27 protein-coding genes and 4 tRNA genes are annotated in these 26,356 nt (G+C 55.3%); 5 read left to right on the forward strand and 26 right to left on the reverse strand.

What is annotated here, in order from left to right:
• Positions 1 to 256: 256 nt before the first annotated feature.
• The 11 genes from LBO03_01535 to LBO03_01585 all read right to left on the reverse strand — a co-directional run bounded on the left by LBO03_01535 (position 257) and on the right by LBO03_01585 (position 8,833).
• A tRNA-Leu gene (locus LBO03_01535) sits at positions 257 to 341 on the reverse strand.
• 102 nt (positions 342 to 443) lie between these two features.
• Positions 444 to 529: transfer RNA gene (locus LBO03_01540), tRNA-Leu, on the reverse strand.
• 234 nt (positions 530 to 763) lie between these two features.
• On the reverse strand, positions 764 to 1,861 hold the full coding sequence (gene ychF / locus LBO03_01545) for a redox-regulated ATPase YchF (GenBank protein ID MDR3348284.1): 1,098 nt from the start codon (positions 1,859 to 1,861) through the stop codon (positions 764 to 766).
• Positions 1,854 to 2,072 (reverse strand): DUF951 domain-containing protein, encoded by a 219-nt coding sequence (locus tag LBO03_01550; GenBank protein MDR3348285.1) that lies wholly within the window; start codon positions 2,070 to 2,072, stop codon positions 1,854 to 1,856. Before LBO03_01550 ends, ychF begins: the two co-directional genes overlap by 8 nt.
• Positions 2,073 to 2,149: 77 nt before the next feature.
• Positions 2,150 to 2,800 (reverse strand): CBS domain-containing protein, encoded by a 651-nt coding sequence (locus tag LBO03_01555; protein ID MDR3348286.1) that lies wholly within the window; start codon positions 2,798 to 2,800, stop codon positions 2,150 to 2,152.
• Positions 2,801 to 2,970: 170 nt separating this feature from the next.
• Positions 2,971 to 3,675: an ABC transporter ATP-binding protein gene (locus tag LBO03_01560; GenBank protein ID MDR3348287.1), complete on the reverse strand. Its 705-nt coding sequence runs from the start codon at positions 3,673 to 3,675 to the stop codon at positions 2,971 to 2,973.
• Positions 3,662 to 4,438, reverse strand: coding sequence for an ABC transporter ATP-binding protein (locus LBO03_01565; GenBank protein MDR3348288.1), 777 nt, complete (start codon positions 4,436 to 4,438; stop codon positions 3,662 to 3,664). Before LBO03_01565 ends, LBO03_01560 begins: the two co-directional genes overlap by 14 nt.
• 6 nt (positions 4,439 to 4,444) lie before the next feature.
• Positions 4,445 to 5,386 carry a branched-chain amino acid ABC transporter permease gene (locus LBO03_01570; GenBank protein ID MDR3348289.1) on the reverse strand — a complete coding sequence of 314 codons (942 nt, stop codon included), beginning with the start codon at positions 5,384 to 5,386 and terminating at the stop codon, positions 4,445 to 4,447.
• An 11-nt stretch (positions 5,387 to 5,397) separates the two neighbouring features.
• Positions 5,398 to 6,294: a branched-chain amino acid ABC transporter permease gene (locus tag LBO03_01575; GenBank protein ID MDR3348290.1), complete on the reverse strand. Its 897-nt coding sequence runs from the start codon at positions 6,292 to 6,294 to the stop codon at positions 5,398 to 5,400.
• Between the two features lie 42 nt (positions 6,295 to 6,336).
• Complete coding sequence (locus tag LBO03_01580) at positions 6,337 to 7,521, reverse strand: ABC transporter substrate-binding protein (GenBank protein MDR3348291.1); 1,185 nt, start codon at positions 7,519 to 7,521, stop codon at positions 6,337 to 6,339.
• Between the two features lie 145 nt (positions 7,522 to 7,666).
• Positions 7,667 to 8,833: an ABC transporter substrate-binding protein gene (locus LBO03_01585; protein MDR3348292.1), complete on the reverse strand. Its 1,167-nt coding sequence runs from the start codon at positions 8,831 to 8,833 to the stop codon at positions 7,667 to 7,669.
• A gap of 289 nt (positions 8,834 to 9,122) precedes the next feature.
• On the opposite strand from LBO03_01585, the gene LBO03_01590 reads away from it, so the two are divergent.
• Both LBO03_01590 and LBO03_01595 read left to right on the forward strand, forming a co-directional pair.
• Positions 9,123 to 9,452 carry a hypothetical protein gene (locus tag LBO03_01590; GenBank protein MDR3348293.1) on the forward strand — a complete coding sequence of 110 codons (330 nt, stop codon included), beginning with the start codon at positions 9,123 to 9,125 and terminating at the stop codon, positions 9,450 to 9,452.
• A 40-nt stretch (positions 9,453 to 9,492) separates the two neighbouring features.
• Entirely contained in the window at positions 9,493 to 11,493 is a 2,001-nt protein-coding gene (locus tag LBO03_01595; GenBank protein MDR3348294.1) for a response regulator, read from the forward strand.
• Between the two features lie 183 nt (positions 11,494 to 11,676).
• On the opposite strand, the gene sdaAA is transcribed toward LBO03_01595, so the two are convergent.
• The 6 genes from sdaAA to LBO03_01625 form a co-directional block, all read right to left on the reverse strand.
• Complete coding sequence (gene sdaAA, locus LBO03_01600) at positions 11,677 to 12,561, reverse strand: L-serine ammonia-lyase, iron-sulfur-dependent, subunit alpha (GenBank protein ID MDR3348295.1); 885 nt, start codon at positions 12,559 to 12,561, stop codon at positions 11,677 to 11,679.
• Between the two features lie 7 nt (positions 12,562 to 12,568).
• Positions 12,569 to 13,234, reverse strand: a complete 666-nt coding sequence (gene sdaAB / locus LBO03_01605) for an L-serine ammonia-lyase, iron-sulfur-dependent subunit beta (protein ID MDR3348296.1) — start codon at positions 13,232 to 13,234, stop codon at positions 12,569 to 12,571.
• 87 nt (positions 13,235 to 13,321) lie between these two features.
• On the reverse strand, positions 13,322 to 13,636 hold the full coding sequence (locus LBO03_01610) for a hypothetical protein (GenBank protein MDR3348297.1): 315 nt from the start codon (positions 13,634 to 13,636) through the stop codon (positions 13,322 to 13,324).
• The gene (locus LBO03_01615; GenBank protein MDR3348298.1) at positions 13,633 to 14,295 is read right to left on the reverse strand and encodes a YigZ family protein; all 663 of its coding nucleotides are present in this window, start codon (positions 14,293 to 14,295) and stop codon (positions 13,633 to 13,635) included. Before LBO03_01615 ends, LBO03_01610 begins: the two co-directional genes overlap by 4 nt.
• Positions 14,296 to 14,475: 180 nt before the next feature.
• Positions 14,476 to 14,550 (reverse strand) — tRNA-Glu (locus LBO03_01620).
• Positions 14,551 to 14,604: 54 nt separating this feature from the next.
• Positions 14,605 to 14,678: transfer RNA gene (locus LBO03_01625), tRNA-Gln, on the reverse strand.
• Positions 14,679 to 14,954: 276 nt separating this feature from the next.
• On the opposite strand from LBO03_01625, the gene LBO03_01630 reads away from it, so the two are divergent.
• Together LBO03_01630 and LBO03_01635 are read left to right on the forward strand one after the other, a co-directional pair.
• On the forward strand, positions 14,955 to 16,304 hold the full coding sequence (locus LBO03_01630; GenBank protein ID MDR3348299.1) for an ammonium transporter: 1,350 nt from the start codon (positions 14,955 to 14,957) through the stop codon (positions 16,302 to 16,304).
• Positions 16,297 to 16,653, forward strand: coding sequence for a P-II family nitrogen regulator (locus LBO03_01635; protein MDR3348300.1), 357 nt, complete (start codon positions 16,297 to 16,299; stop codon positions 16,651 to 16,653). The genes LBO03_01630 and LBO03_01635 overlap by 8 nt, the downstream gene beginning before the upstream one ends.
• Before the next feature lie 63 nt (positions 16,654 to 16,716).
• On the opposite strand, the gene LBO03_01640 is transcribed toward LBO03_01635, so the two are convergent.
• The gene (locus tag LBO03_01640; protein MDR3348301.1) at positions 16,717 to 17,430 is read right to left on the reverse strand and encodes a GntR family transcriptional regulator; all 714 of its coding nucleotides are present in this window, start codon (positions 17,428 to 17,430) and stop codon (positions 16,717 to 16,719) included.
• Between the two features lie 308 nt (positions 17,431 to 17,738).
• On the opposite strand from LBO03_01640, the gene LBO03_01645 reads away from it, so the two are divergent.
• On the forward strand, positions 17,739 to 19,664 hold the full coding sequence (locus tag LBO03_01645; protein ID MDR3348302.1) for a glutamine synthetase: 1,926 nt from the start codon (positions 17,739 to 17,741) through the stop codon (positions 19,662 to 19,664).
• Positions 19,665 to 19,757: 93 nt separating this feature from the next.
• On the opposite strand, the gene LBO03_01650 is transcribed toward LBO03_01645, so the two are convergent.
• The 8 genes from LBO03_01650 to LBO03_01685 form a co-directional block, all read right to left on the reverse strand.
• Positions 19,758 to 20,369, reverse strand: coding sequence for a DUF4125 family protein (locus LBO03_01650; protein ID MDR3348303.1), 612 nt, complete (start codon positions 20,367 to 20,369; stop codon positions 19,758 to 19,760).
• Between the two features lie 121 nt (positions 20,370 to 20,490).
• Complete coding sequence (locus tag LBO03_01655) at positions 20,491 to 21,282, reverse strand: undecaprenyl-diphosphate phosphatase (protein ID MDR3348304.1); 792 nt, start codon at positions 21,280 to 21,282, stop codon at positions 20,491 to 20,493.
• A gap of 63 nt (positions 21,283 to 21,345) precedes the next feature.
• The gene (locus tag LBO03_01660) at positions 21,346 to 21,825 is read right to left on the reverse strand and encodes an NUDIX hydrolase (protein ID MDR3348305.1); all 480 of its coding nucleotides are present in this window, start codon (positions 21,823 to 21,825) and stop codon (positions 21,346 to 21,348) included.
• A 251-nt stretch (positions 21,826 to 22,076) separates the two neighbouring features.
• Complete coding sequence (locus tag LBO03_01665) at positions 22,077 to 23,165, reverse strand: 6-phosphofructokinase (GenBank protein MDR3348306.1); 1,089 nt, start codon at positions 23,163 to 23,165, stop codon at positions 22,077 to 22,079.
• Between the two features lie 2 nt (positions 23,166 to 23,167).
• Positions 23,168 to 23,656, reverse strand: a complete 489-nt coding sequence (gene brxF / locus LBO03_01670) for a BREX-3 system P-loop-containing protein BrxF (protein MDR3348307.1) — start codon at positions 23,654 to 23,656, stop codon at positions 23,168 to 23,170.
• Between the two features lie 139 nt (positions 23,657 to 23,795).
• On the reverse strand, positions 23,796 to 24,515 hold the full coding sequence (gene sigH / locus LBO03_01675) for an RNA polymerase sporulation sigma factor SigH (protein MDR3348308.1): 720 nt from the start codon (positions 24,513 to 24,515) through the stop codon (positions 23,796 to 23,798).
• A 360-nt stretch (positions 24,516 to 24,875) separates the two neighbouring features.
• Positions 24,876 to 25,223: a hypothetical protein gene (locus LBO03_01680; protein MDR3348309.1), complete on the reverse strand. Its 348-nt coding sequence runs from the start codon at positions 25,221 to 25,223 to the stop codon at positions 24,876 to 24,878.
• A gap of 111 nt (positions 25,224 to 25,334) precedes the next feature.
• The coding region (locus tag LBO03_01685) for a hypothetical protein (protein ID MDR3348310.1) at positions 25,335 to 26,356 on the reverse strand (1,022 nt) is incomplete at its 5' end.

The raw sequence follows: 26,356 nt of genomic DNA on the forward strand, positions 1-26,356 counted from the left end.
AATATTCCGGCTGTTTCTCTGTATGTGTGTCCAGCGTTCAGATATTCAATTGTCCGTTTTCTATATTTTTTATCATAGCTCATAGCAATTTTATATTATCAATTTACTGTCACATTTTCAATGCTATTTGACTATTTACCGCCGTCCGCCAAGACTGCGCGGCCCACCCGGTCGCCGCCCGTGCCCGGCCGCATAGCAAACGCACCTGACCGAAACCATCGGGCAGGCGCGCCGTATCAAAATATGATTGTTAATTTGGTGCGGTTGGTGGGATTTGAACCCACACGAGTTGCCCCGCCACCCCCTCAAGATGGTGCGTCTGCCAGTTCCGCCACAACCGCGCTGCAATATCGGAAGCGCCGCTTCCCGCCGGCCAACCCAAAGAAAAAACAGCCGCTGCCCGCGCCGCCAAGCATCTGCGGAGGGCATTGACATAATGTCAGTGGTGCGGTCGAGTGGATTTGAACCACCACGAGGTTGCCCCCACTAGCTCCTGAGGCTAGCGCGTCTGCCGTTCCGCCACGACCGCATGGCTTTATGTTGCTCTGCTAACAACGGTGATATGATAGCATGAAACCCTTTGCCAGTCAAGCATTTATTTACTGCCCCGCTTGTCCGCGTGCCCTTCCCCTTTTTTGTTTTTTCGCCGTTTTCGGCGCCCTATAGTTGCCAAAGGGCGGCGGCCAAAAAATTGGCCGGGCTCTTTTAGCCGCCGCAGGCGCGGGCGGCATTTAATCGCGGAAAAACTCGCCGGGGCGCATCGTCATACATTAAAGCGAAAATTAGTTACGTCGCCATCGCGCATGACGTAATCTTTGCCTTCCAGTCGGACCAGGCCCTTTTCGCGGGCGGCGGCGTAAGAGCCGCTGTTTATGAGGTCGCCGTAGGAGACGATTTCGGCCCTTATAAAGCCGCGTTCGATGTCGGAATGTATGACAGCCGCCGCCTGCGGCGCTCTGACGCCGCGCCGGATAGTCCAGGCGCGCGCTTCCGTCTCGCCCGCAGTAAGAAAACTTATGAGATCAAGCAATTTGTAAGCGGCGCCAATCACGCGCTCAAGCCCTGACGCTTGCAGCCCGAGGCTGCGCAGGAATTCCGCCGCTTCGCTCCCGTCCAGTTCCGCAATTTCTTCTTCCAGCCGGGCGGACAGCGGCACCGTTTCGGCGCCGTCCCTCCGGGCGTATTCTTCCACCTGCCCGGCCAAGCGTCCGCCGCCGCCCACGTCCTTTTCGTGGATGTTGGCGACATACATAACCGGTTTCAAGGTCAGGAGATTTATCTCTTTCAAAAGGCCTTTTTCTTCGGCGGAAAGGGCAAGGCGCCTGGCCGGTTCGCCTTTTCCCAACTCGCCCTTTATTTTCTCCAGCGTTTCTTTTTCGGCGGCGGCGCCTTTGTCGCCGGACTTTGCCTGCCGCTTGAGGCGTTCCATGCGCCGGTCGATGCTTTCCAGGTCGGCGATGCATAATTCGGCGTTGATGATTTCAATGTCGCGCAAAGGGTCTACGGAACCGGCGACATGCGTTATGTCGCCGTCCGCAAAGCAGCGCACCACCTGCGCTATGGCGTCCACTTCCCTGATATGCGCGAGAAACTTGTTGCCAAGCCCTTCGCCGGCGGAAGCGCCTTTGACCAGTCCGGCAATATCGACGAAGCGGATGGCGGTGGGCGTAACCTTGCGCGAAGAATACATGCGGGCAAGTACGTCCAGCCGATTGTCCGGCACGCTGACCACCCCGACGTTCGGCTCGATCGTGCAGAAAGGGTAGTTGGCCGCTTCGGCGCCGGCCTTGGTGACGGCGTTGAACAAGGTGCTTTTGCCGACATTGGGCAGCCCGACGATCCCCACTTGCAAATTACTCATGTCTGTCCTCCGCGGCGCCGGCCGCTCTTTTGATTATCGCTTTCACGGCCTTTTCAAATTTCGGCCGGGGAATCATGACATACCGGCCGCAGCCTTGGCATTTGAGGCCGAAATCAATGCCCGTCCTTTGCACTTCCCATTCGTCCGAGCCGCAGGGGTGGCGCTTTTTCATTTTCACGATATCGCCGATTTCGTAGCGTACGATGTCCATGCGGCGCAAAACCTCCCCGCCGCCGGCAGGGCCGGCGCAATTGCCTTGGGAACCGGGCAAAAAAGGATTCTGTCCTATCAGGAAATATTCGTGATGTCGGTTACTTTAAAACCGCTTTTTTCCATTTGTTCCTTTATCGCATCCGTATTGACAAAATCGCCGCGGATGACGATCTCGCGGTTGTCCCCTTCTTCGTTGACGATCGCGAAACTGGTGATGTTTTGCCCGAGGTTTTTAAAAACCAACCCTACTTCGGCCAGCATGCCCAAGCGGTCATGAAAAGTGGCGGTGATCCTTGTTTTGCCTTCCGGCAGCCCCATGACGTCCACGAGGATCTTGAAGATGTCCGTTTCGGTAACGATGCCGACAATTTTTCCGGGGTCGTCGTCGTCCACCACCGGGATAGCGCCGATCTTGTTTTTGTACATTAAAAGCGCGACCTCTTCAATAGTGGCTTTTGCTTTGACGGTCAAGAGGTTTGCGGACATTATCTCCCCCACGGTTATTTTGCGCAAAAGATAGTTCGCTTCGTATTTGGACAAGGTAGTGGCGGGGGAAGGCGAGGCCATGTGCAGGTCGCGGCTGGTAACTATCCCGACGAGCCTTCCGTTGTCAACTACCGGCAGCCGCCTTACTTTGCTGGCCCGCATGACTTCCATGGCATCTAAGATGCTGATGTCTTTGCTTATGCATACAGGGTCTTTCGTCATACGCTTGTAAACAAACATGAAATTCACCTCTTCTTGAATTTGGTCGTTGCCGGTATATGGGCAGAGCCAATAAAGATCTCTGTTTTACAATAAAGCAACCCGCAACATTGCGGCCTTTGACAAAAAGCGGCGAAACACGAGGGATTTTGCCGCTTTGCAAGCGTTCGGCTGCACAAGGGGCGCGCGCTTCAGCCGCCGAGATAGGCGTTCCTGACCGATTCGCTTGCCGCCAGCTCCGCCGCCGGCCCGGACAGCGTGATTTGGCCGCTTTCCAGCACATAGGCCCGGTTGGCGATGGAAAGCGCCATGTTGGCGTTTTGCTCGACAAGCAAAATAGTCGTGCCAGCCCGGTTTATTTCTTTGATTATGGAAAATATTTCCTGCACCAGGCGCGGCGCAAGGCCCATGGACGGCTCGTCCATCAAAAGCAGCTTCGGCTTTCCCATCAGTGCCCGCCCCATAGCCAGCATTTGCTGCTCGCCGCCTGAAAGGGTGCCGGCCAGTTGCTTTTTTCGCTCCGCCAGGCGGGGGAATTTGCTAAACACGTTTTGATAGTCCTTGAGGGTCTCTTGTCTGTCCCGCCTAAGATACGCCCCCATTTCAAGGTTTTCCTGCACGGTCATGTTGGCGAATATCCTGCGCCCTTCCGGAACCTGGCACAAACCGAGGGCGACTATCTCGTGGGCCGGCAGGCCGTTTATCTCTTTGCCCATGAATTTTATGCCGCCGCGTTTTATTTTCAAAAGGCCGGACACCGCGTTTAAGGTCGTGCTTTTGCCCGCGCCGTTGGATCCGATGAGCGTTACGATCTCGCCCGCGCCGACCGAGAGGCTTATGTCCTTTATGGCGTGGATGGCGCCGTAAAAGACGCTGATATTTTCAATGCGGAGCATGCGGCGCCTCCTCCCCGAGATAAGCTTCTATTACCTTGGGGTTGCGGCGTATCGCTTCCGGCGCGCCCTGCGCGATGGTAACCCCGTATTCCAGCACATATATGCGTTCGCAAAGATTCATGACCAAACGCATGTCATGCTCAATCAAAAGCACGGTAAGGGCAAATTCTCCGCGTATCCACCTGATCATTTGCGTCAGTTCGTCGGTTTCCTGCGGGTTCATGCCGGCGGCCGGCTCGTCCAGAAGAAGCAGGGAAGGCCTGGTGGCGAGCGCCCGCGCGATTTCCAGGCGGCGCTGTTCGCCGTAAGGGAGGTTTTTGGCGGTTTCGCGCATTTTGCCTTTGAGGTTGAATATTTCCAAAAGCCTGATCGATTCCCGCTCCGTCTTTTCCTCTTCGTGGAAATAGCGCCCCATTCGCAGGATGCTTTCCGGCAGGCTGCAGGCTATGTGGAAATTATGGGCGATCTTGACGTTGTCCAACACCGACAGTTCCGAGAAAAGCCGGATGTTTTGAAAGGTGCGGGCAATGCCTGACTGAGTTACCTGAAAAGGCTTCAGCCCTTTCAGGGATTTGCCGCCAAGGAATATCTCGCCGCCGCTGGGGCTGTAAACCCCGGTCAAAAGGTTGAACACCGTAGTTTTGCCGGCGCCGTTCGGCCCTATCAGCCCGACCAGTTCGCCGGATCGTATTTCCAGATTAAGGTTTATCAAGGCGCTCAGCCCGCCAAATTCCATGGAGAGCTTGTCCGTTTTAAGCAGCATCCCGCCCTATGCCTCCTTTTTGCGCAGCAAACCCAGCATTTTTTCGCTCAGTTCTTTGTTGCCCAAAAGACCCTGCGGCCGAAAGATCATGAGCGCGATTAGCGTTACGGCGTAAATGATCATGCGCCATTCGGGAAAATCCGACAAGGCCGCCGATACAAACACCAAGATGATCGCGCCGATGATGGAACCGCTGAGGGACCCCAGCCCGCCCAGCACTACCATGGTCAGTATGTCGAAAGAGCGCATAAAGGTAAAGGATGAAGGGTGCGCCAGATAAAAATAATGAGAGAAAAGCGCGCCGCCCAAACCGGCGAAACCGGCGCCGATCGTGAAAGCCAAGGTTTTATATTTGGCGGCGTCTATCCCCATCGTCTCCGCCGCGATCTCGTTTTCGCGCACGGCGATCAGGGCGCGCCCATGCGCCGAATTGACGATGTTCTTAATCAGGTAGACGGTCAGAAACATCAGGCCGAAAGCCCAGGGAAAGTTGGTAAGATGCGGGATGCCCATGAACCCGGACGCGCCGCCGATATAAGGCGTGTTCAAAATGCACACCCTGATGATTTCGCTAAGCCCCAGCGTCGCGATCGCCAGATAGTCGCCCGACAGCCGGAGGGTAGGGACGCCGATGAGAAAGCCCAAAGCCGCCGCCGCGGCAAAAGCCGCGATGATGGCTATGGCAAAAGGAAGGCCCTGCTTGACGGTCATAATCGCGCTGACATAGGCGCCGATCGCCATAAAGCCCGCGTGCCCGATGGAAAACTGGCCGGTAAAGCCGTTGATGAGATTAAGGCTTGCCGCCAGGATTATGTTTATGCAGGCCAGTATGATGTTAAGCTGCCAGAAAGCGCCGATAATTTCCGTTTCCATCAGCGCGTGCAGGAGGAGGAAAACGGACGCGCCAAAAGCAAGCAGCAAAAAGTCGTATTTTCTGACTTTGTTCATAGCGTGGCTACCTACACTTTCTCGCGCGTGTTTTTGCCCAAAAGACCGGACGGCTTAAACAGCAGGATGAGGATGAGGATGGAGAAAGCCACGGCATCGCGAAAGGTAGAGGACAAAAAGCCGCTGGCCATGGCTTCCACGATGCCGAGGATCAGGCCGCCCGCCATCGCCCCCGGAATGATGCCGATGCCGCCGAGCACGGCCGCGACGAAAGCCTTTATGCCGGGCATCATGCCCATCAAGGGATCGATGGAATTATAATATATGCCCACCAGAACGCCGGCCGCCGCCGCCAGCGCCGAGCCGAGGGCAAACGTCCAAGAGATGACTTTGTCCACGTTTATGCCCATAAGCCGCGCCGTATCCGTGTCGTAGGATACCGCCCGCATGGCCTTGCCGATCCTGGTGCATTGCACGACGTAGGTCAGAAAAGCCATAAGCAGAAGCGACACCGCAAAAATCAATATTTGCTGGCTGTTTATGATGATTCCGTAGAAGCGGTATATTTCGGACTCGAAGATCGCGGGGAAAGTGCGCGGCTGCGGCGAAACAAACAAGATCAGCGTATAGTCCAGAAAAAAAGAAACGCCGATTGCCGTGATGAGGGCGGTAATCCTGGGCGCGCGGCGCAAAGGGCGGTAGGCGAGGCGCTCTATGGCCATGCCGGCCAAAGCGGCGGCCAGCATGGCAAAAAGAAGCGAAGGAAAAAAAGAAAGGCGCAAAACGGACGCGGCGAAAAACCCCGCGTAAGCGCCCAGCATATATATGTCGCCGTGCGCGAAGTTGATCAGTTTCAAAATGCCGTAGACCATAGTATAGCCCAAAGCGATAAGCGCGTATATGCTGCCCAGCGATATGCCGTTAATCATCTGCTGTATAAATTGCGACAAAAAAGACGAGGAATCCAAGGCTATCTCCTTTCCGGCGGCGTCTGCCCGCGCCTGGCCACACTAAGGGTTCGGGTCGACTCTTTCTCTAAAGGTTACTTTGCCCTCCTTGTTCTCGTTGATCACGGCGCCTTTGATGGGATTGTGGCTATCGTCCAGCGTAATTACGCCCGACACCGTCCGCAGGCCTTTGGTGGCGGCCAAAGCGCCCCTGATTTTTTCGGGATCGTCCGACCCCGCCCTCTTTATGGCGTCAACCAGCACGAAGACGGAATCGTAGCCGAGCACCGCCTGCGTGTCCGGAACAACGCCGTACTCTTCTTTATATTCTTTGACGAATTTTTGCACTTCGGGCCTGGTATCGTCCGGCGAGTAATGGCCGGGGTAATAAGTGTTGTTCAAGGCCGCCGCGCCCCCGATGTCAAACAATTTCGGCGAATCCCAGGCGTCCACGCCGACGATCGGCTGGAGAAGGTCAAGTTCGCGCGCCTGTTTGACAATCATGCCCGCTTCCTGATAATTGCCGGGGACAAAAATAACGTCAGGGTTAACCGCCTTTATCTTGGTAAGGGTGGCTTTAAAATCGGTGTCCTTGGCCAAATACGCTTCTTTGGAGACTATTTTGCCGCCGTTTTTTACGAAAAAGGCTTCAAATATGCCGGCTGTGCTTTTGGAAAGGTCGGACGCGCTGTCGATAAAAAGGGCGGCCGTTTTCGCCTTCAGCGAATTTTGGGCGAAATCCGCCATTAAACCGCCCATGAAATCGTCAATGAAGCAACTGCGGAAAACATATTCCAGCGTCTTTCCGTTTTGCACGGTAACCGCCGGGTTGGTCGCCGACGGAGTAAGAAGCGGTATTTTCCTGTCCTGCGCAATTTTGGTGCAAGCCAAAGTGGTGGAACTGATCAAAGGGCCCAAGACAGCCGCCACCTTGTCCTGCGCGATCAATTTGGTCGCCGCCGCCGCCGCTTCCGCAGGCTCGGACTTGTTGTCGGCGAAAACCAGCTGCAATTGCCTGCCAAGCGCGCCGCCGCTGGAATTGATCTGTTTGGCCGCCAGTTTCATGGCGTTGGCGGAAGACATGCCAAAGGAAGAAACCGGGCCGGTCATTTCGGCGTTGACGCCGATTTTTATCGCTTGCCCGCCGTCCGGCGCTTTTTTTCCCGCGCCGCAGGCGGCCGCGAAAATGGCCAGCAGGCCGCTTAGCCCGACGGCCGCTAATTTTTGCCCTAAGGATTTGTTTAACATAATGCCCTCCCGACCGTCGCCGCCGCGAACAAAAACCCGAAAAGAGCGGCCGCCCTTTTGCCGGGAAAACCATCCCTTCCGGGCGCGCGCCGGAACACGGGCCGCGCGGGGCGGTTCCTTTGCCTTTTGGCCAAGCGCCGCGGCGTCAGTTTATTTTTTCTTTGAAAACCTGCTTGCCGTCCTGCATGGCAATGATAACCGCGCCTTTTATCGGATTGTGCCTGGCGTCCATGGTGAGTTTGCCGGTCGCCACCTGCAAATCTTTGGTGGCGGCCAGAGCGTCCCTTATCTTCTCCGGGTCGCCGCCGCCGGCGCGCCTTACGGCATCGGCGACAATAAGGCCGGAATCGTAGCCGAGGGCGGCAAACGCGTCCGGCGTTTCGCCATTGTATTCCGCCTTGTAGTTTTTGACGAATTTTTGAATGTTCGGGTCGAGATCCTCCACCGAGTAATGATCGCAAAAATAAGTGTTGTTGAGGGCGGCGGCGCCGGCCAATTCAAGGATCTTGGGCGAATCCCAGCCATCGGAGCCCAAAAGCGGCATGGTTATGCCGAACTCGCGCGCCTGTTTGATGATGGTCCCTACCTCCTGATAATAACCGGGAACGAAAATCCCCTCCGGCCCGGCCGCCCTGATTTTGGTCAAAACCGGCCTGAAATCAGTGTCTTTTTGTTGATAGGCTTCTTCGGCGACAATTTGCCCGCCTTTTTTTTCAAACTCCGAACGATAGGCGGCGGCCAACTTTTTCGCGTAATCAGAAGAAATATCGCTGTAAATAGCCATTTTTCTCAGATTAAGGTTGTTCAAAGCAAATTTGGCCATTATCTCGCCCTGCAATGGGTCGATAAAACAGCCGCGAAAGAGGAAGTCGCGCGTCTTGCCGTCCAGGAAAGTGATGTTTTCATTGGTTCCGCTCGGCGTGAGCAGCGGGATCTTGCGCTCGGTAACTATCGAAGCGCAGGCAAGCACGGGGCTACTAGTGGCCGGGCCGACGATCGCGGACACCTTGTCTTGCGCAATGAGCTTTACGGTGGCGTTGGCGGCTTCGGGGGCTTCCGATTTGTTGTCGGCGACGATAAGGATTACTTTCCGGCCGTTGATTCCGCCTTTGCCATTTACTTCTTTAAAGGCGAGTTTCAGGCCTTTGTGGATTGACTGGCCGAAGAGGGAACTGCCGCCGGTTAATTCCAAATTGCCGCCGATGCGGATTTCGTCTGTGGGTTGCGGCGGTTTTTGCCAGCCGCAGGCCGCGCCCGCCAAAACAGCGGCGGCCAGGCTCAGCGCCGCGGCAAATTTTGTGATTTTAAACATTTCACAGCACTCCCCCCGCTTAAAAACACAATGTTTAAAAAGCCTTTTTGGTGCAAAACCCTTATTTTCTAATGTTGTTATTATATTGAAAGAAAGCACGGCTTGTCAATACAGAGGTTGCCCAAAACCTTTGCCGGCGTCTTTGCCGCGCTCCGGCGCGCCGTTAATTTTTCCTTTCTTTTACCGTCTGGGTAAGATATAATGGCATATATAAGGGAGCGGCTTTGCGTTCGCCTATGAAAAACAGCCCGGTTACGTGAAACGCGAAGGCGGGGGTAAGAGATAGAGCATGAAAAAAAAATTGTTTTTGCTGTTTCTGGCGATAGCTGCGGCCGCGCCGGTTTGTTATGCGTCGTTTTTTTCCTTTGCCGGGCCGGCCGTAACGCTCAGTTTGACCAAAGGGCTTGGCTACGGCAAGCCTCCCAACCGCGAGGCTTACAAACCGTATCCCGCGCCGCGGGGGGAAGTGCCGGTAAGCCGGTACGCGCTTGAGCGCAAAAAACATTTTGACGCGGTCAGCGCGTCCTTTCAGTCGATAAGCGAAGAGTACGGCAATGCCTTGAAGTGCGCCGATCTGGCCGCCAAAGATTTTGACGCCATGAGGGCGGGGGGCTTTTAAAAAATTCGCAATATATATGGCAAGGAAGGCATCCATGACTTTGAAACGGTTTTTTTGGTATTCCGTCCAGAGCAAAATGCTCACCATACTGCTCGTTTTTATGACGGCGTCCTTGATCATGTCGTGGTTTGCCATGCGCCAAATGTCCCAAAACATAATGGCGAAAGAAAAAGAGCAAAAGCTCCTGGCGCTGGCGCGTCTGCTCGACAGTGAACTGGGCGGGCGCGACTACGACGGCATCCTCAGCGCGCATGGCGCCGCCGGCGCGTCGCGCGAGGAAAAGATCGCGATACTAAATAAAGAGCTCAAAGGCGCGGCGGACAAAATCGCCGCTGCGGCACCCGGCGTAGGAGCGGGCTATTATTCCCGCGACCTGGATGCCATACTGGTCTATGCCCCTTCATCCGAATACCAGCACCTGGTGGGCACGGCCATTGCCCAAGGACATTCCGGGCGGGAGGTCATGTCGGCCGACAAGTCGCTGGTGAGGACAGGCCGCATGGTGCGCGGCGACATCATGAACGCTATGATCCCCGTGGAACGCAAAGGCCGCGCAATAGGCTATGTATGGGCAAACGAGCTTATCGGCGACATAAAGGTGCAGCTCAGCAGCCTCTCGGACAGAATACTTAAAATCATGGGCGCGGCGTATGTGCTGCTGCTCGGCGTAATGATAGCGATTTACCGGCATACCACGAACGATATGAACCGTATAATAAAAGGCATCCGCGAACTGCGTTTTGATTTGACAAAAACTCTGGACAAGGCGGACGGCGAACTGGGCGAGGTTGTCGACAGCATCAACGCGATGGCCGCCGATGTAGCCAAAGCCGCCGAAGAACATAACGCGGCGCTGTTGGCCGAAGGCGCAAACATGGCGCAGCGGGAATTTCTTTCCCGCATGAGCCACGAACTGAGGACGCCCATGAACGGCGTGCTGGGCCTTACCTATCTGGCGCAAAACGCCGCTTCGGAAAAACAGCGGCTGGAATACTTAGAGAAAATACACGCTTCCGCGGCGCTGCTCTTGGGCATTATCAACGAGATTCTCGACTTTTCCAAAATTGAGGCCGGGAAGATGGACATTGAAAGGCATCCGTTCCGCTTTAAAGCGGTCGTGGAAACGGTGGAGGATGTCATCAAGCCCAAGGCGGCGGAAAAAAACCTGGACTTGATAATCCTGATGGATGGTTCCATGCCGAAAGCGGCGGTCGGCGACGATTTGCGGCTGACCCAGATACTGCTCAACCTTATCGGCAACGCGGTGAAGTTCACCAAGCAAGGCTCGGTCACCTTGTCCATGAAAACCGAAGAACTGCCTTCCGGCGACCTGCTGCTTCACTGCCAGGTGCGGGATACGGGGATTGGCATGGACGAAAACCAGCAGGCAAACGTTTTCAAGCAGTTTGCGCAGGCCGACAGTTCCACGGCGCGCAAATTCGGCGGCAGCGGCCTTGGCCTGACCATCAGCAAAGCTTTGGTGGAAATGATGGGCGGGACAATAACGGTAAAAAGCGAATTGGGCAAAGGCAGCGAGTTTTCTTTCTTTATCGAGCTGCAACCTTCTCTCGAGGATGAAAACAAAGAAAGCGCGGCGGCCGATGCTATAGACGAGCGGCGTTATGACGGCTTTGAAGTGCTGGTCGTGGAAGACAACGAAATCAACCAAGAGATTGCCCAAGCGGTGCTGGAAGAAATGGGGCTGAAAGTGGACCTGGCGGACAACGGGGAAAAAGCGGTGGCCGCTTTCCTGCAAAAAAAATACGACCTTATTTTCATGGACATCCGCATGCCGATCATGGACGGGCTGCAAGCCACGCGCGAGATACGGCGGCTTGAAGATGAAAGGGGCGCCTCCGGCGCGCGCGTGCCGATTATCGCCATGACCGCCAACGCCATGAAAGAAGACCGGGAAGAAAGCAAGGCCGCCGGCATGGACGGGCATATCTCAAAGCCGTTTGCCATTGGGGAAATTAAAGCCAGCCTGTACCTGGCGCTGATAGTCAATAAATCCGAAAATAAATCCGACGATATAGGTTAGGGCCCAAGCCTTGCCCGTGTCTTTACCGGGGAGGGCAGCAGTTTGGCGGCATGGCCGGCCATGCCGCCAAACAAAAAAACCGCGGCGGCGGTTTTTTTGTTTGGCCAAAAGACATGCCGGCAGCCCGGCACCAGAGGTTTTGCAAGCCGACTTGCCGGCGGCGGAGACAAAGACGCGCCGGGCTCAATCGGCGCGCAGGCGGGCCTTCGCCCAGGCAAGGGCGGTCGGCGCCGCGGCTACGCCGCCGGCGGAAGTCTCTTTCAAGCTGGGCGGCAAACTCGCGCCCACCGACTTCATAGCGTCGAACACCTCATCGGCGGGGATGAAACTTTTTATGCCGGCGAGCGCCATTTGCGCGGCCGCCAGCGCCCCCACGGCGGCGGCGGCGTTGCGTTTTATGCAGGGGACCTCCACCAGGCCGGCCACCGGGTCGCAGACCAGCCCCAGCATGGATTTCAGCGCTATGGCGCTGGCGCCGGCGACCATATCCGGCCCGCCGCCCGCAAGGTCGGCGGCGGCGCCGGCGGCCATGGCCGCCGCGCTGCCGCATTCGGCCTGGCAGCCGCCGACCGCGCCCGAAAGCGAAGCGCGGGAAGCTATGACCAGCCCGATTACGCCCGCAACGGCAAGGCCTTTGCCGATGGCCACGCCGTCAAGTCCAAGGGGCTTTTCCAAAGCAAAAAGCACGCCCGGGATGATGCCGCTCGCCCCTGCCGTCGGGGCGGCCACGATCTTTCCCATGGAAGCGTTGGCCTCGCCTATGGACAGGGCAATTTGTATGGCGTCAGAGATGATCTCGCCGGTGATGTTGATGTAACTTTCTTGCGCGCGCGCAAGAAAAATCTTTCGCGCATCGCCTCCGGCCAGCCCTCCCCGGGTACTTTCCCCCCTAAGCCCGGCGCGCGCGGCTTCGCGCATGACCTCGGCACATTCGGACAGCTTGCCGACAAGCGCGTCCTCGCTGATTTCCAGTTCCGCAGCCTGGCTTTTGAGCGCGTACGCGCCGAAAGACAGGCCCTGCGCGGCAGCCGCTTGGACAAAATCCTGCAAAGAGAGTATTTTCTCCATTTTTACCTCATAGTATGCTGCCAATCAAACGGACAAATTTTATGCCGGGCATGGCGGCGATTATCGGCGCTACCCTTTTTTCCGCTGGCTGGTCGGTTTCGATTATCATAGCGGCAAGGCCGCCCTTTTGCCGCCGGAACACCCGCATGCCGGCTATGTTTATCCGCATTTCGGCGAGTATGCCGCTCACGGCGGAAACTATGCCCGCCCGGTCTTCGTGCAAGGTCAAAAGGGCGTCCAGTTCCCCGGAGAGTTCAACGGGAAAACCGTCGATGTTATTGACGCTTATGCGGCCGCCGCCCAGCGATACGCCGCCTACGCGGCAAAAATGGCCGCCGGCTCCGGCCAGGTGGAAAAAGGCGGTGTTGGGATGGACAAATTCGTCCGTTTGCGCGAAGTTAAAAGAATAAGCCAGGCCGACTTTCCCCGCTTCGTCCAAGGCGCGGGGGATGCGCCCATCGTCCGGGCGCCAGCCGAGCAGCCCGGCCAAAAGGGCGGCATCCGTTCCGTGCCCTTTGTAGGTGCGCGCGAAAGAGCCGTAAAGATCGATGGCGGCCTTGACCGGTTCCTCGCCCAGGATCTGGCGCGCCAAGAGGCCGAGGCGCACCGCGCCGGCAGTATGGGAACTGGAAGGCCCGATCATGATCGGGCCTATGATGTCAAAAAGGTTCATGTCGATTGCCCCGGCTTGAAGGGACTTCCCGCAGGGCGCAGGCGCAATTGACGCGTATGGCAGTATTTTGCGGCCGCCCGGAAGTTTTCATTCTTTCGGCTCGTTTATCCATTTGATGAGATTGTCCGCCGCTTTGTCGATAGAATCGGCAATGGTCTCGGAAAGCGGCCGGGCATCTTCTATGATGACCGGTTCGGGCGTTGTGTCGTGTTTTTTGTTTTCGGCGATCCGCAGGGAGGTTTGGGCGATATACTTATCGGAATCCAAAGGGATGCCGAAAAAAAAGGGGACAACATAAAAAATAAGCGCGGCAAAAAAGCAGCCTGTCAGCAAAAAACCAACGCACCAAGCAAGGATTGTCTCCACCAGTGATTTCAGCAGGATTAACAGTTTCTTGATCAAAGCCGGTTGCCCCCCTCTTTTGCCAAAGGTATTTCGCTGTAATGTTCGCCGCCCACCGTCAAAGACAGGCGGCGGCTGAACAGCCCGCTGAGAAAATCCTCGGCCTGCCTGAAGTTGTCTGCCGGCAGCCGGATGCTGACCAAGGCATCCTGTCCATATTCCACCGACAACACCGAAAACAAATCGCTGCCATAGAGAAAATTGGCCGCCTTGCCGATTTTGTGCGGACTTTCGGAAAAGGCGCAGTCAAACATCAACTGCCGGCGCGCGGTCCCGGCGGCAGCCACCGCTTCGGCGACGCTGCGGGCGTAGGCCCTTGCCAGCCCGCCCGCGCCGAGTTTTATGCCGCCGAAATAACGGGTAACCACCGCGAGGACATTTTGCAAGTTGTTTTTTTCCAGAACTTTTAACATGGGAAGCCCGGCCGTGCCGGCAGGTTCGCCGTCGTCGCCGGCCTTTTGGCAGGGCGCGGCGCCGCCGACGATGTAAGCGGAGCAGTTGTGCGCAGCGTCCCAGTACCGCTTTTTAAGCAAGGACATGGCGGCAAGGGCGTCCCCTTCGTCCGCCACTTTGCGCAAGGTGCAGATAAACCGTGATTTTTCTATGACAAATTGGGTTTGTATGTCTTTTTGGATGGTAAAAAAGGGCGATGGCGTCATTTCGCTTAAGGCTCCGCCAGTTTTGTCTTTATTTGCCGCCAAAGGGCAAAAATCCCGCGCGCCAAAACTCACCGGGCAAAGGATTGCCGCCGGGCGTGAAAGCCGCGCCATTTCAAGCTGAAGGGAAAAAGAAAAATGCGGCGCGGACAGTGGCGCCGCGCCGCAAAGCTTTGCTTTTCATGGTAGCCCCAAGGGGAGTTGAACCCCTGATTTCGCCTTGAGAGGGCGACGTCTTAACCGCTTGACCATGGGGCCGCGCAAATTTGGGCAAAGGCCGCGGACGGCCGCTCTTTGAGAAAGACAAAAAATTGGCTCCGGGGCTAGGACTCGAACCCAGACAAAATGATCCAGAGTCATTTGTGCTACCATTACACTACCCCGGAACGCCTGTCCATTATTATACACTTTCTTGCCGGGGTTAGGCAAGGAATTTGCGAAAAAACGCGCAAAAAAGTGTTTTGCGCTTCCGGCCGATAATTTCCCTCGTGAAACAAAATACAGAAAAAATGACTTAAAAATCATTGACAAAACATGCCTTTCGGTTTAGAATCTCTATATAGCCGAAAAGGCCTTGTAAAAGTAATGGAAGGCGCTTAGGGAAAACAGGCGGTTTGTCTGCGCCCGCATTATTTTTATACAAATGATAAGGAGGTTGTATCATGGAGCAGGAGATTGCGGGTGTCGCGAGAAATTTGAACATCATGTGGACGCTTATTGCAGGTATGCTGGTCTTTTGGATGCAAGCCGGCTTCGCCATGGTCGAGTCAGGCCTTTGCCGCTCCAAAAACACTTGCAATATCCTGATGAAAAATCTCATGGATTTTTCGATCGGATCAATTTTGTATTATTTAGTTGGTTTTGGCATTATGTTTGGCGCCTCTTATCACGGGCTTTTCGGCGTGGGCGGGTTTTGGGACCCGACCGGTTTGAAACTTGGCGTTTTTGAGGATTTGACGCCCGCCACTTATATTTTCTTTCAGACGGTGTTTTGCGCCACCGCCGCCACGATAGTGAGCGGGGCCATGGCGGAGCGCACGAAATTTATCGCCTACATTCTGTACAGTATCGCGATCAGCCTTTTTATTTACCCGATATCCGGGCATTGGGGCTGGGGGGGCGGCTGGCTGGCGGAACTTGGGTTTGTCGATTTCGCCGGTTCCACCATTGTGCACTCGGTCGGCGGTTGGGCCGCCCTTGTCGGCGCCTGGCTGGTCGGGCCAAGGATGGGCAAGTACAAGAAAAACGGTCAGGCAAACGTTATCCCCGGGCACAACCTCACCTTTACCACCCTCGGCGTTTTTATTCTTTGGCTGGGCTGGTTTGGCTTCAACCCCGGAAGCACGCTGGCGGCCAATGACGAAATAGGCCATATCGCCATGACAACCAATCTGGCGGCGGCCGCCGGCTCTATAGCCGTCCTTGCCCTTACCTGGAAAAAGTACGGCAAGCCGGATGTTTCCATGACCCTCAACGGCGTGTTGGCCGGGCTTGTCGGCATTACCGCCGGCTGCCAGGTCATAACCCTTCCCGGATCTGTCCTTGTCGGAATTATTTGCGGCTTTGTCGTAACTTACGGCGTGGAATTCATGGACAAAGTTCTTCATGTGGACGACCCGGTCGGCGCCATTCCCGTGCATTGTTTCTGCGGGGTGGCCGGCACGCTTTTGACCGGCCTGCTGGCCAATTACGCGCCGGGCACGGAAGGCGCCGTGACCGGGCTTTTCTACGGCGGGGGATTTGCGCTTTTAAAGGCGCAAATCATAGGCGTCGCCGCAGTCGCCGCTTGGACGCTCGCCACGGCGTATCTGGCATTTAAAGCAATTGACGCCGCCATTGGGCTGAGGGTCAGCAAGGAAAATGAGATTGACGGGCTCGACCAGTGCGAGCACGGCATCATGGCCTATCCTGACATCGTGCTGGGCGCCCTCGGCAAGATGGGCGGCGTACCGGATTTTATAGCGCCGAAGCCCGCCAACATGGGAGGTGTTAAAAATGCGTCCGATTTATAAGGTGGAGATAATGACCCGCCCGGAAAAACTTGACGAATTGAAAAAAGCCTTTTACGAAATCGGCATAAACGGCATGACCATCAGCCAAGTATACGGCTGCGGCACGCAAAAAGGCTATACGGAAGTTTACCGCGGCAATACCTTCGAGGTAAATATGGTGCCCAAGGTCAAGATTGAAACAGTCATCTGCGCCGTGCCGGTGGAAAAGCTGATAAAAGTCGCGCGAAACATTCTCAATACGGGCAAGTTCGGCGACGGCAAGATATTTGTCTACGCCCTCGCCAACGCCGTGCGGATAAGGACCGGGGAAGAAGGCGAAAAGGCCATACTTGACCCCGGCGAAGAATAGCCCCGCCAATCCCCGGCGCGCCGGAAAAACGGTGGACGGAGCCCGGCTCCGTCCGCCGGCGCGTCAGTCTTTCTGCATTTGTTCCATGTGATACATGGCGCGTGCGAACAACCCGCCGATATGCACCCTCATCGCCAGGGCGCTTTCCTCCGGCGAGCGCCTGGCCAAGGCCTCCAGCACGGCGCGGTGTTCGTTGTTGATGATCGCGAGGTAATGCGGATTATAAATAAAGAGCACGCCGCTGCGCAAAAGCTGCTCGTGGATGGCTTTTACGCTTTCGGCCAAACGGTCGTTGCCGGTTGAGCGCGCCAGCAATACGTGGAATTTGTGGTCACATTCCATAAAGTCGTGCGTATCTTTTCGGTCGGCGGCGAGCAATTGCAGGCCGTGCATTTCCTCCAGCGCCGTCAGCGTGGCATCGTCCATCCGCTCCGCCGCCAGTTGGCAGGCCTTACATTCCACGGCGTCGCTCATTTCAAAAATATCCCGCAAATCGGCGGCGGTAGTCGCCACCAGTTCCATGCCGCGCCCACGGTGAATGGTGACGACGCCTTCGTTTTGCAGTTGCAGCAAGGCTTCGCGCACGGGCGTCCTGCTGATGCCAAGTTTTCGGCTGATGAACTCCTGTGAATATATTTGGCTGGGTTTGATGCGATTGTCGATGATCGCTTTCTTGATTATCTCATACGCCTGATTCTTGAGCAGACTTTTGGCAGAATTGATTTTTTCCAAATCGAACAGATCTCGGTGCGGCAAATGAATCACGGCCTTTTGCATTTATATTTTTCAGTTATATTTGCTTATTATACAATAATCCCCGGCCAAAAAAAAGCGCGGCCGCCAAAAGTTTCTTTTTGCGCCGCTTGCCTCTCGTTCGGCGGCCGCCCGCGCCCCGCCCGCAGGCAAATTCCCGTGAGCGGGGGCGCGCCGTGAGTTATTTTTTTGTTGGACAAAACAAATTCGCCTATGTATAATTAATTAATTGTAAAAATGAAAGGCCACTGAGTTTTTAAGGCGTAACGGCCAAAGGCAAAGGCCGCCGCTTTAAAATACAAGATTACAACAAATAAGGAGAGTGGATTCAAGTGACAAGAGAATCGCGCATTGTAAGCAGCGGAGCGCCGCTGTACGTCATTCCGCCGGCGCTGCACGGGAAAAAGGACATTATCGAACTTTTGGCCAAACACCCGGAAATAAAGTTCGTATCCTTTGTCGGCATCGACTTCGCCGGCAACGATACGGACGAGAAAGTGCCAATTTCCTTGTTTGTTAAGGAAATAGATCAAATGCTTGAAGGCACCGCCGTGCAGACGGACGGCTCTTCGGTGGTCCTGCCGGGCATTGCCAGCCTTAACGACGCCCGGCTGGATATGAAGATAGACTTGGACGTCAATTGGTTTGTTGACTATAATTACAACCACATTGACGAAGAAACGGGGTTTTACGTGGGCACGCTGCGCATCCCGGTATTTTTGATCCACGAGAACCGCATGGTGGATTCGCGCTTCATTTTGATCAACGCCCTGAAATACGCGGAGAGCCAATTGCTCGCCCTTTTCAAGAAAAACGCCAAAATTGCCGGGCTTAACATAAAAGGCGGGGAAGTGGAAAAGATTGTTTTCACGGCGGCGACGGAATTGGAATTTTGGGTAAAGACGCCGGCCGAAGAGGCTATGGTGGAAGAATTGTCGGCCTCCCAGGTAATGCAGGAACAATATTGGCAGCGTACGCGCGGCAACGTGCGCACCGCGCTCGAACAGGCGGTCAGCTTGCTGGAAGCCTACGGCCTCGCGCCGGAAATGGGCCACAAAGAAGTCGGCGGGGTAAAGGCGCGCATCGACGAAAGCGGCAACCTCAGCCATGTCATGGAACAGCTTGAAATCGACTGGAAATACGCCGACGGCATACAGGCCGCCGACAACGAGCTTTTGGTCAGGTCTTTGCTCAAGGAGATCTTTCGCATAAACGGGCTGGAGGTTACTTTCCAGGCCAAACCGATCATTGGCATCGCCGGCAACGGCGAGCATACTCATGTCGGCATAGCGGCAAAACTGAAAAACGGCAAAGTCGTCAACCTTTTCTCCCCCGCCAACATGGAAAGCGATTTTCTAAGCGCGGTAGGCTACGGCGCCATCATGGGGATACTCAAGAACTACGAAGTGGTCAACCCGATCGTATCCGCGACCAACGACTCGCTGAATCGCCTTAAACCCGGTTTTGAGGCGCCTGTCTGCATAGTTACCTCGCTCGGGCATACGCCGGCCGTCCCGTCCAGAAACAGGACCATTCTCGCCGGTTTGGTGCGCGACATAGACAACCCGCGCGCTACCAGGTTTGAAGTCCGGTCCCCCAATCCCTTCACCAATACTTACCTTGCTTTGGCCGGATTTTATCTTTCGGCGATCGACGGCATAAAATTCGCCGTGGAATCGGGCAAAAGCCTGGCCGAACTGGAGGCGGAGCTTTCCAAAACGCCGGAGGCGAACGGCGATTATTTGGAAAAAGGCCGTGCGTACAGAAGCGAGGAAGATGTTTTTGAGCATTACACGGCGCAGGAAAGAGACGCCATGTTCGGCCACCATCCGGCGACCGTATGGGAAAACGTCCAAAACTTCAAACTTTATCCCGAGAAAATCAAAGTGCTGACCGTCGGCGGTTTCCATCAGGAATTTATCGACAGTTTCGCCGAAGGGTCGCTGGTTCGCTGGCGCACCGAATTGCTGAACAAAATACTGCCGGAATACCGTGAATTGCTCGCCAAAGCGGTTTGCCTGCACAAAGGTTCCATCTCGGTAACCGACGTGGACGAAACCCTTTGGGCAGATATAACCGCCATCAAGCTGAAACTTTTGAAAAGCGCCAAGGGCAAACCCAGCTTGTTTGACCAACTCAAGGAAGCCCTGGAAAAGGGAAATTATGAGAAAGCGTCCAAACTGCAGGTAGCCGCGCAAAAAGATATTGACAAACTGAAAGAGCTTTACAATCTGTACAAAGCGAACAACGCGGTATAAAAAGGGCATAAAAAGCTGCCGGACGCCATTTAGTGGGCATCCGGCAACTTTTTGCGGCGCGCGCCGCGCCCCAAAATCAAAACGCGCGCTATCTCAATGCGCCCCCATTTTCCTTTCCGCATCGTCTAAGGATGCGTACCCATACTTTCGCACAGTATTTTCGATCGCCATTATGGACGCGTTGCGCCCTTTTGCCTCCAGCCCGGCAAGATATTCGTCGTATTTTTGCAGCGTCCGCGGGGAATAGGTGGCAAGCTCGCCCAACATGTATGTTTCGACCGATACGTTGCCCGGCGTTTCCCCGTCCCGGCCGCCCGGCCGCCCGCGGCTGGCCAGGAGCGGATATTTCCCGGCGAATTCGCTGTGCCATTTCATGCTTCGGTCCGTTATTTTGCGGATCAGAAGCTTTTTGCCCTCCGGCACGTCCGGCAAAAGTTCCTTTATGGCCGCAAACTCTTCCGGCGCGGTATATTCCATCATGTAAGCGTATTTTTCACTCAGCAGGTTGCGGTTCTCGGCGGCCGCTTCCTCAAGATCGCCCAAATAACTTTTTAACGTTTCGCTGTCCCAGGCTTCGAAATGGCTTCCCCGCATCCGCCGGAAAGTTACCTCGTCGTCCTGGCAGGCCGCACGGCCGGAAACATTGTGGACTTTGTCGAACATGTCCCATTCCATGTCAATGATGCGTTTTATCGTTTCCTTCATGCAAAATCCCCCCTAACCTGTCATGATGCCCTATTTCTTTATTTCAGGAGCATAATAAAGTGTGCGTTTATTATAACATAAATATCAGAATATTATAATAGCTGGCGGCAAAATAATCCGTTCAGCTAAAATACCAAAAGGTAACGGCCGCCAGCAAAAAGCGATAAACGGCAAAAGACTTCAGGCTTGATTTGTTCAGGAATTTGACGAACCACGCAATGGACAAAGAAGCTGTAAGGCAGGCCACTGCGGAACCGACCGCCAACAGCGCCAAGTTGCCGGCATCGAGGAGGGCGAAATTTTTGTGCAGATCGTACAGACAGGCCGCGAACATGACCGGCACGGCGACGATAAAGGAAAATTCCGCCGCCGCCCGCCTGGAAAGGCCGAGGAAAAGCCCGCCGGAAATAGTCGAGCCCGAACGCGAAAATCCCGGCCATAGGGCGAGTATCTGAAACAGGCCGATCAGGAACGCTTGCTTTACGGTCATTTGGTCCGTCTCGTCAAGCGCGCCGCCCGCGCCGCCCTTTTCCGCCGCCAGCATGAGCGCGCCGCCCAATATGAGCCCGACGGCTACCGTGTAAGGCGAAAAGAGATAGTTCTTTATATAGCCGTGCGCCAAAAACGCCGTCCCCATCACCGGCGCCATTCCCGCGCCCACATGCCACACGCTGAGGCCGCCGGCCGGGTCAAGGCCGCCGCGGGTAAAAAAGCGCGCGAATTTTTGCCTGTAAAGGTAAATCACCGAAAGTATGGCGCCGAGTTGTATGGCCACTTCAAAAACGCCGGCCATTTCGCCTTTGAACCCAATCGCGTTGCCAACGATAATCATGTGCCCGGTGGAAGAAATCGGCAAAAATTCCGTTAGCCCTTCCACCACGCCGACAATTACCGCTTGCGCAAGTCCGTCCATGCCCAGTCTCCCATATTTGCCGCCGTTTGCGGCGCGCCTTGCGGCCCTTGCCCGCCGGGGCGGTTAATGCTGTTCGCGGCGCGGTTTGGATTTTTTGGCTTTCTCTGTCCATTCGCCAAGCACTAACTTATCGGTTGGGAAAGCCAGCGGCGGCGGATCTTCCGGCGAAAACCATTCCGCCCGGTCCGCGTCGTCCCCCGGCCGGACCTGGCCCGATAGAACATCGCAGAGAAACCATATCCCGACGGTATGCTGCGCCGGGTCGTGGAAATTGGAATGGACGGCAAACACTTGCGCCGTCCTTACCGACAGGCCGGTTTCTTCTTGCAGTTCGCGGACGGCCGCCGCGCGCACGTCTTCCTCATATTCCACGTAACCGCAGGGTATGCACCACAGGCCGGCGCAAGTCGCGCCCCGGCCGCGCCTGACCATGAGTATCCTGCCTTTGGGGTCAAAAACCATGCCGGCGACGCCTACTATGGGGTTTTCATAAGCGACTTTCCGGCAGCGCGTGCATTTTAAACGGGCGATTTTCCCCGCCATCGTCACAAGTTCCCCTCCGCACCGGGAACAATAAAACAGACGCTGTCCGCTCACCGCATCCTCCTCGCCGCCGCCGTTTGGCCCGGTTCAAAACAAAAGCATCCGCGCAGCCGCCGGAGCCGGCGAAACGCACGGATGCGCCCCAATCGCGCCCGAATTTTGAAGCGCAAAAAGGCAAAGGCCGGATGCGGCAAAACCTGCCGCCATGCCATACGGGAAAGCATCCCGCCGCGACAAACTCTCAAAACGGTTCAGTCGCCGAAACAGATGCCGATGCTTTTGCCGACAGTTACCAATTCGCTGGTCGGCGATACATCGTTAGGCTTGTCCGCGACGCTGTCCAGCGGCACGGTGATTATTTCGTCTTTTTGCAGCGCGACCATCGTGCCGAACTTCTCTTCCATGCAGGCCCGGAAAGCCGCCGCCCCGTACCTTGTGCAAAGTACGCGATCAAAAGGCGTGGGCGTGCCGCCTCTTTGCAGATGGCCAAGTACCGTGCAGCGCGATTCGATCTTCGTAAGGTCTTCTATTTCCTGCGCGAGTTTTTGCCCTACGCCGCCAAGCCGCACCGCCTCAAAGCTGCCTTCCACCATACGGGCGATGGTTACGTCGCCGCCCAACGGCTTCGCGCCTTCGGCGATGATGATCAGGCTGTAGGTGCGCCCGGTTTTTCTGCGCGCGTCAATTTTATTTATGAGTGAGTCTATTTTATAGGGGATTTCCGGAATGACGACGCAATGCGCCCCGCCGCCAATCCCCGCGTGCAAGGCGATCCAGCCGGAGTTGCGCCCCATGACTTCCAGCACCATGACGCGGTGATGCGACTCAGCCGTAGTATGCAGGCGGTCAAGGGCTTCCGTGGCAATCGACATGGCGGTATCAAAACCAAAAGTCCGCTCCGTGCCGGGTATGTCGTTGTCAATGGTCTTGGGCACTCCCACGACATTGACGTCTTTGGCGCTGAGCTTTTCGGCAATCCTCAGGCTTCCGTCGCCGCCTATCACCACCAGCGTTTCAATATTGTGGCGGCGCAGGTTGCTGATCGCCTTGTCGCTGAGGTCTTTGTAAACAACGGCTTCGTTTTCCAAAACTGCGTAATGGAAAGGGTTGTCGCGATTGGTAGTTCCCAAGATTGTGCCGCCGCGCGGCAAAATGCCGGAGACGGAAAATTCGTCCAAAAGCTGCATTTGGTCCTCGACCAGGCCGGCAAACCCATTCTCGATGCCATATACGCGCCAGCCCACGCGCATCGCCGACCGCACCACCGCCCTTATTACCGCGTTGAGCCCCGGACAATCGCCGCCGCCCGTAAGAACGCCTATAGTCCTTTTGTTTAGCATCTTTAACTTCCCTTCCCTTTTTTGCTTTCTTCGACCGACCAGACAATCAGATCCGTAGCGTCGAACTTCAAGGGGGCGGGCTCGCCCGCCCGTTCAAAAAACAAATTCCCGTCTTTATAATAACCCGGCCAGGCGACAACCAATGTGTACTTTTCGCTCAGGCTGCGCAAAAGGGCCAAGGGATTTAACTGCAAAACGGGCGTGAAAAGCGTTTGGACCCTGTCCAAAAGCAACACGTCCGCGTCATAGCCTTCAAGAATGTCGCCCATGATGCCGGGCGCCTTTGACGCCCGCATAGCCGGCAACAGCTCAATTATCTCATCAGATACCAGCGTCCGGCAATCAATATAGTCCCACTTTTTTTTTGCCGAAGCCTCGCGCAGTATTTGGCTTTTGCCGCTGCCAGGATTGCCGGTAACCAATACCAATCGGTGCGACTTGCCCTTCGCCGCGTCTATGCAAGCTAAAAGTCCTTCGATTTGCAAGTCCATTGCCATCCCTCCCCAAAATTAAGCGTTAACACGCATTTGCCGCACACAGTCCCCTTTCGGCAGACAGCCGGCAATTCCTCTATTTCCCAAATATTTTTGTTGCCGGACAAAAACAAGGCGGAATATAAATGTCCGCCCCTCACATGTATTTTCTTCTGACAATGGTTTTGTTGTAAGCAACGAGCCCCTTGCAGACGGCGTGTATGTCCATGTCGTCCGCGCGCGTTTCCAAATATTTTTCCAATTTGCGTTTGACCCTTTGCAGCGCGTTGTCGATGGACTTGACGTGGCGTTCCAGTTCCAGGGCGATCTCCTGATAGGACTTGCCGTCAAGGTAGCTCATGAGGACACGCCATTCCAAGTCGCTGAGTATTTGGTTCAATTTGTCCTCAATGCTGGAAAATTCCTCCCGGCTGATGATCAGCTCTTCCGGATCGGTTGTCTTGCTGCCTGACAAGATGTCGAGCAGCGTCCTGTCAGAATCTTCTTCGTAAATGGGCTTGTTAAGGGAAATATAGGAGTTAAGCGGTATGTGCTTTTGCCTGGTCGCGGTCTTGATCGCCGTAATTATCTGCCTGGTAACGCAAAGCTCGGCAAACGCCCGAAAAGACGAAAGCTTCTCCGCACGAAAATCCCTTATCGCTTTGTAAAGGCCGATCATGCCTTCTTGGATGATATCCTCGCGCTCCGCCCCGATCAAAAAATAACTTCTCGCTTTGGCGCGCACAAAATTACGGTATTTATTCAGCAAGTATTCCTGCGCAAATATTCCGCTCTGCGCTTTGGCATCCACTACAATCTCTTCATCGGACATGTTCTCGAAATTGATATAAAGATCATGCTGCGCACCTGTCCGCATCCTTGTTCCTCCCATCGTTTGCTGAGGGAATCATACTTGCCGCGAATCAACCGGCGCAAAACGGCGCTTCGGTAAGCTGTTTTTTTCATTGTACTCTATGGGCGGCGATGGCGTCAAGCTACTTGTCAAGTTGCGCAGGGCGAAAACCCGCCAACGGGAAAAACAGTTCGCGCAAACCTTTGCCGGCAATGCGGCTTCCCGCCAAAGGCGGGGCGGCGGGCGAGAGGCAATTTGAAAAGGCCGCCCCCCCATGGGAAAGGGCGCCCCGGCCTTTTCCTTGGGGGGGCGCAGCGTCCGAGGAAGCGGCCATCACTCGCCGTACCTGTTCATTTTAGCGCTTGCTTTTATCTTTTTCGGTATCTATTCCAACGCCGCAAGTTCAACAAGCTTGCAGTCCGGCAACACCTTTTGAAGTTCATCGATTTGCTCTTTCGCCAGCCGCGTTTCAAAGAAATCAATGCTTTTCAGATTTTTCAGGCCAAAAAGCGGCGCGAGGTCGCTGATGTTGCCGCCAAGAGAAAGCTTTTCCAATTTCGTCATGTGTTCCAGCGCCACGATGTCGGCATCGGTCAAATAGCGACCGTTCAAATCAAGCTCAGTACGGCCAGTACAAAACCGCTCGCCGCCAATGTTTACGAACTTCGACGGCGCGGCCGCCGCGCCGGCAATGATGTTTGCCTTTGTTTTGTCGTCGCGCTTCACGCTCATTTTCGTATCCCCTGTCCAGCCGTCAATTCGGCTTGTTTGATATATCGAGCCCTGCCCAATTTGGGGCAAGCCAAAATTGAATCCGCTTTCGTTTTTTGCCGCGCCGTCGGCCTAAATAATTTGACAGTCTGGCAATGCCCGTTCAAGTTTTGCGATTTGCTCCTCTGTCGGCTGTGTATTAGAGAAATCTATGCTTTTTAGATTTTTCAGGCCAAAAAGCGGCGCAAAGTCTTCGATATTGGTGCCGGAGAAACCAAGCCTTTCCAAGTTCGCCAGCTCTGCCAGCGGCGCGAGGTCGCTGATGTTGCCGCCTTGGATATAAAGACATTCCAGATTCACGAGCCCCGCCAGCGGCGCAAGGTCGCTGATGTTGTCGCTCCATATATCAAGCGACTTTAGATTCACGAGCCCCGCCAGCGGTGCAAGGTCGCTGATGTCATCGCTGCTGATACTAAGCTCCTTCAGATTCGCCATTCCTGCCAGCGGCGCAAGGTCGCTGATGTTGTCGCCGTAGATACAAATGCTTTCCAGATTCACAAGCCCCGCCAGCGGCGCGAGGTCGCTGATGTTGTTGCTCCATATTTCAAGCGACTTTAGATTCACAAGCCCCGCCAGCGGCGCGAAGTCTATGATATTGTCGCCCTCGATGTCAAGCTTTTCCAAATTCGCCAGCCCTGCCAGCGCCCCGAGGTCTATGATGTTGTCGCCTTGGATATAAATCCTTTCCAGATTCACAAGCCCCGCCAGCGGCGCGAGGTCGCTGATTTTGCCGCCCCGTATTTCAAGCTCTTTCAGATTCGCCAGCCCCGCCAGCGGCGCGAGGTCGCTGATTTTGCCGCCCCGTATTTCAAGCCTTTCCAGGTTCACGAGCCCCGCCAGCGGCGCGAGGTCGCCGATGTTGTCGCCGTGGATTTCAAGACTTTCCAGATTAGCCAGCCCCGACAGCGGCGCAAGGTCGCTGATTTTGTCGCCCCGTATTTCAAGCCTTTCCAGGTTCACGATCCCCGCCAGCGGCGCGAGGTTGCCGATGTTGCCGCCTTGGATTTCAAGACTTTCCAGATTATCCAGCCCCGACAGAGGCGCCAGGTCGCTGAGTTTGTCGCCCCGTATGTAAAGCCTTTCCAGGTTCACGA

This window comes from Acidaminococcales bacterium (genome assembly GCA_031290885.1).
GTDB lineage: Bacteria > Bacillota > Negativicutes > Acidaminococcales > JAISLQ01 > JAISLQ01.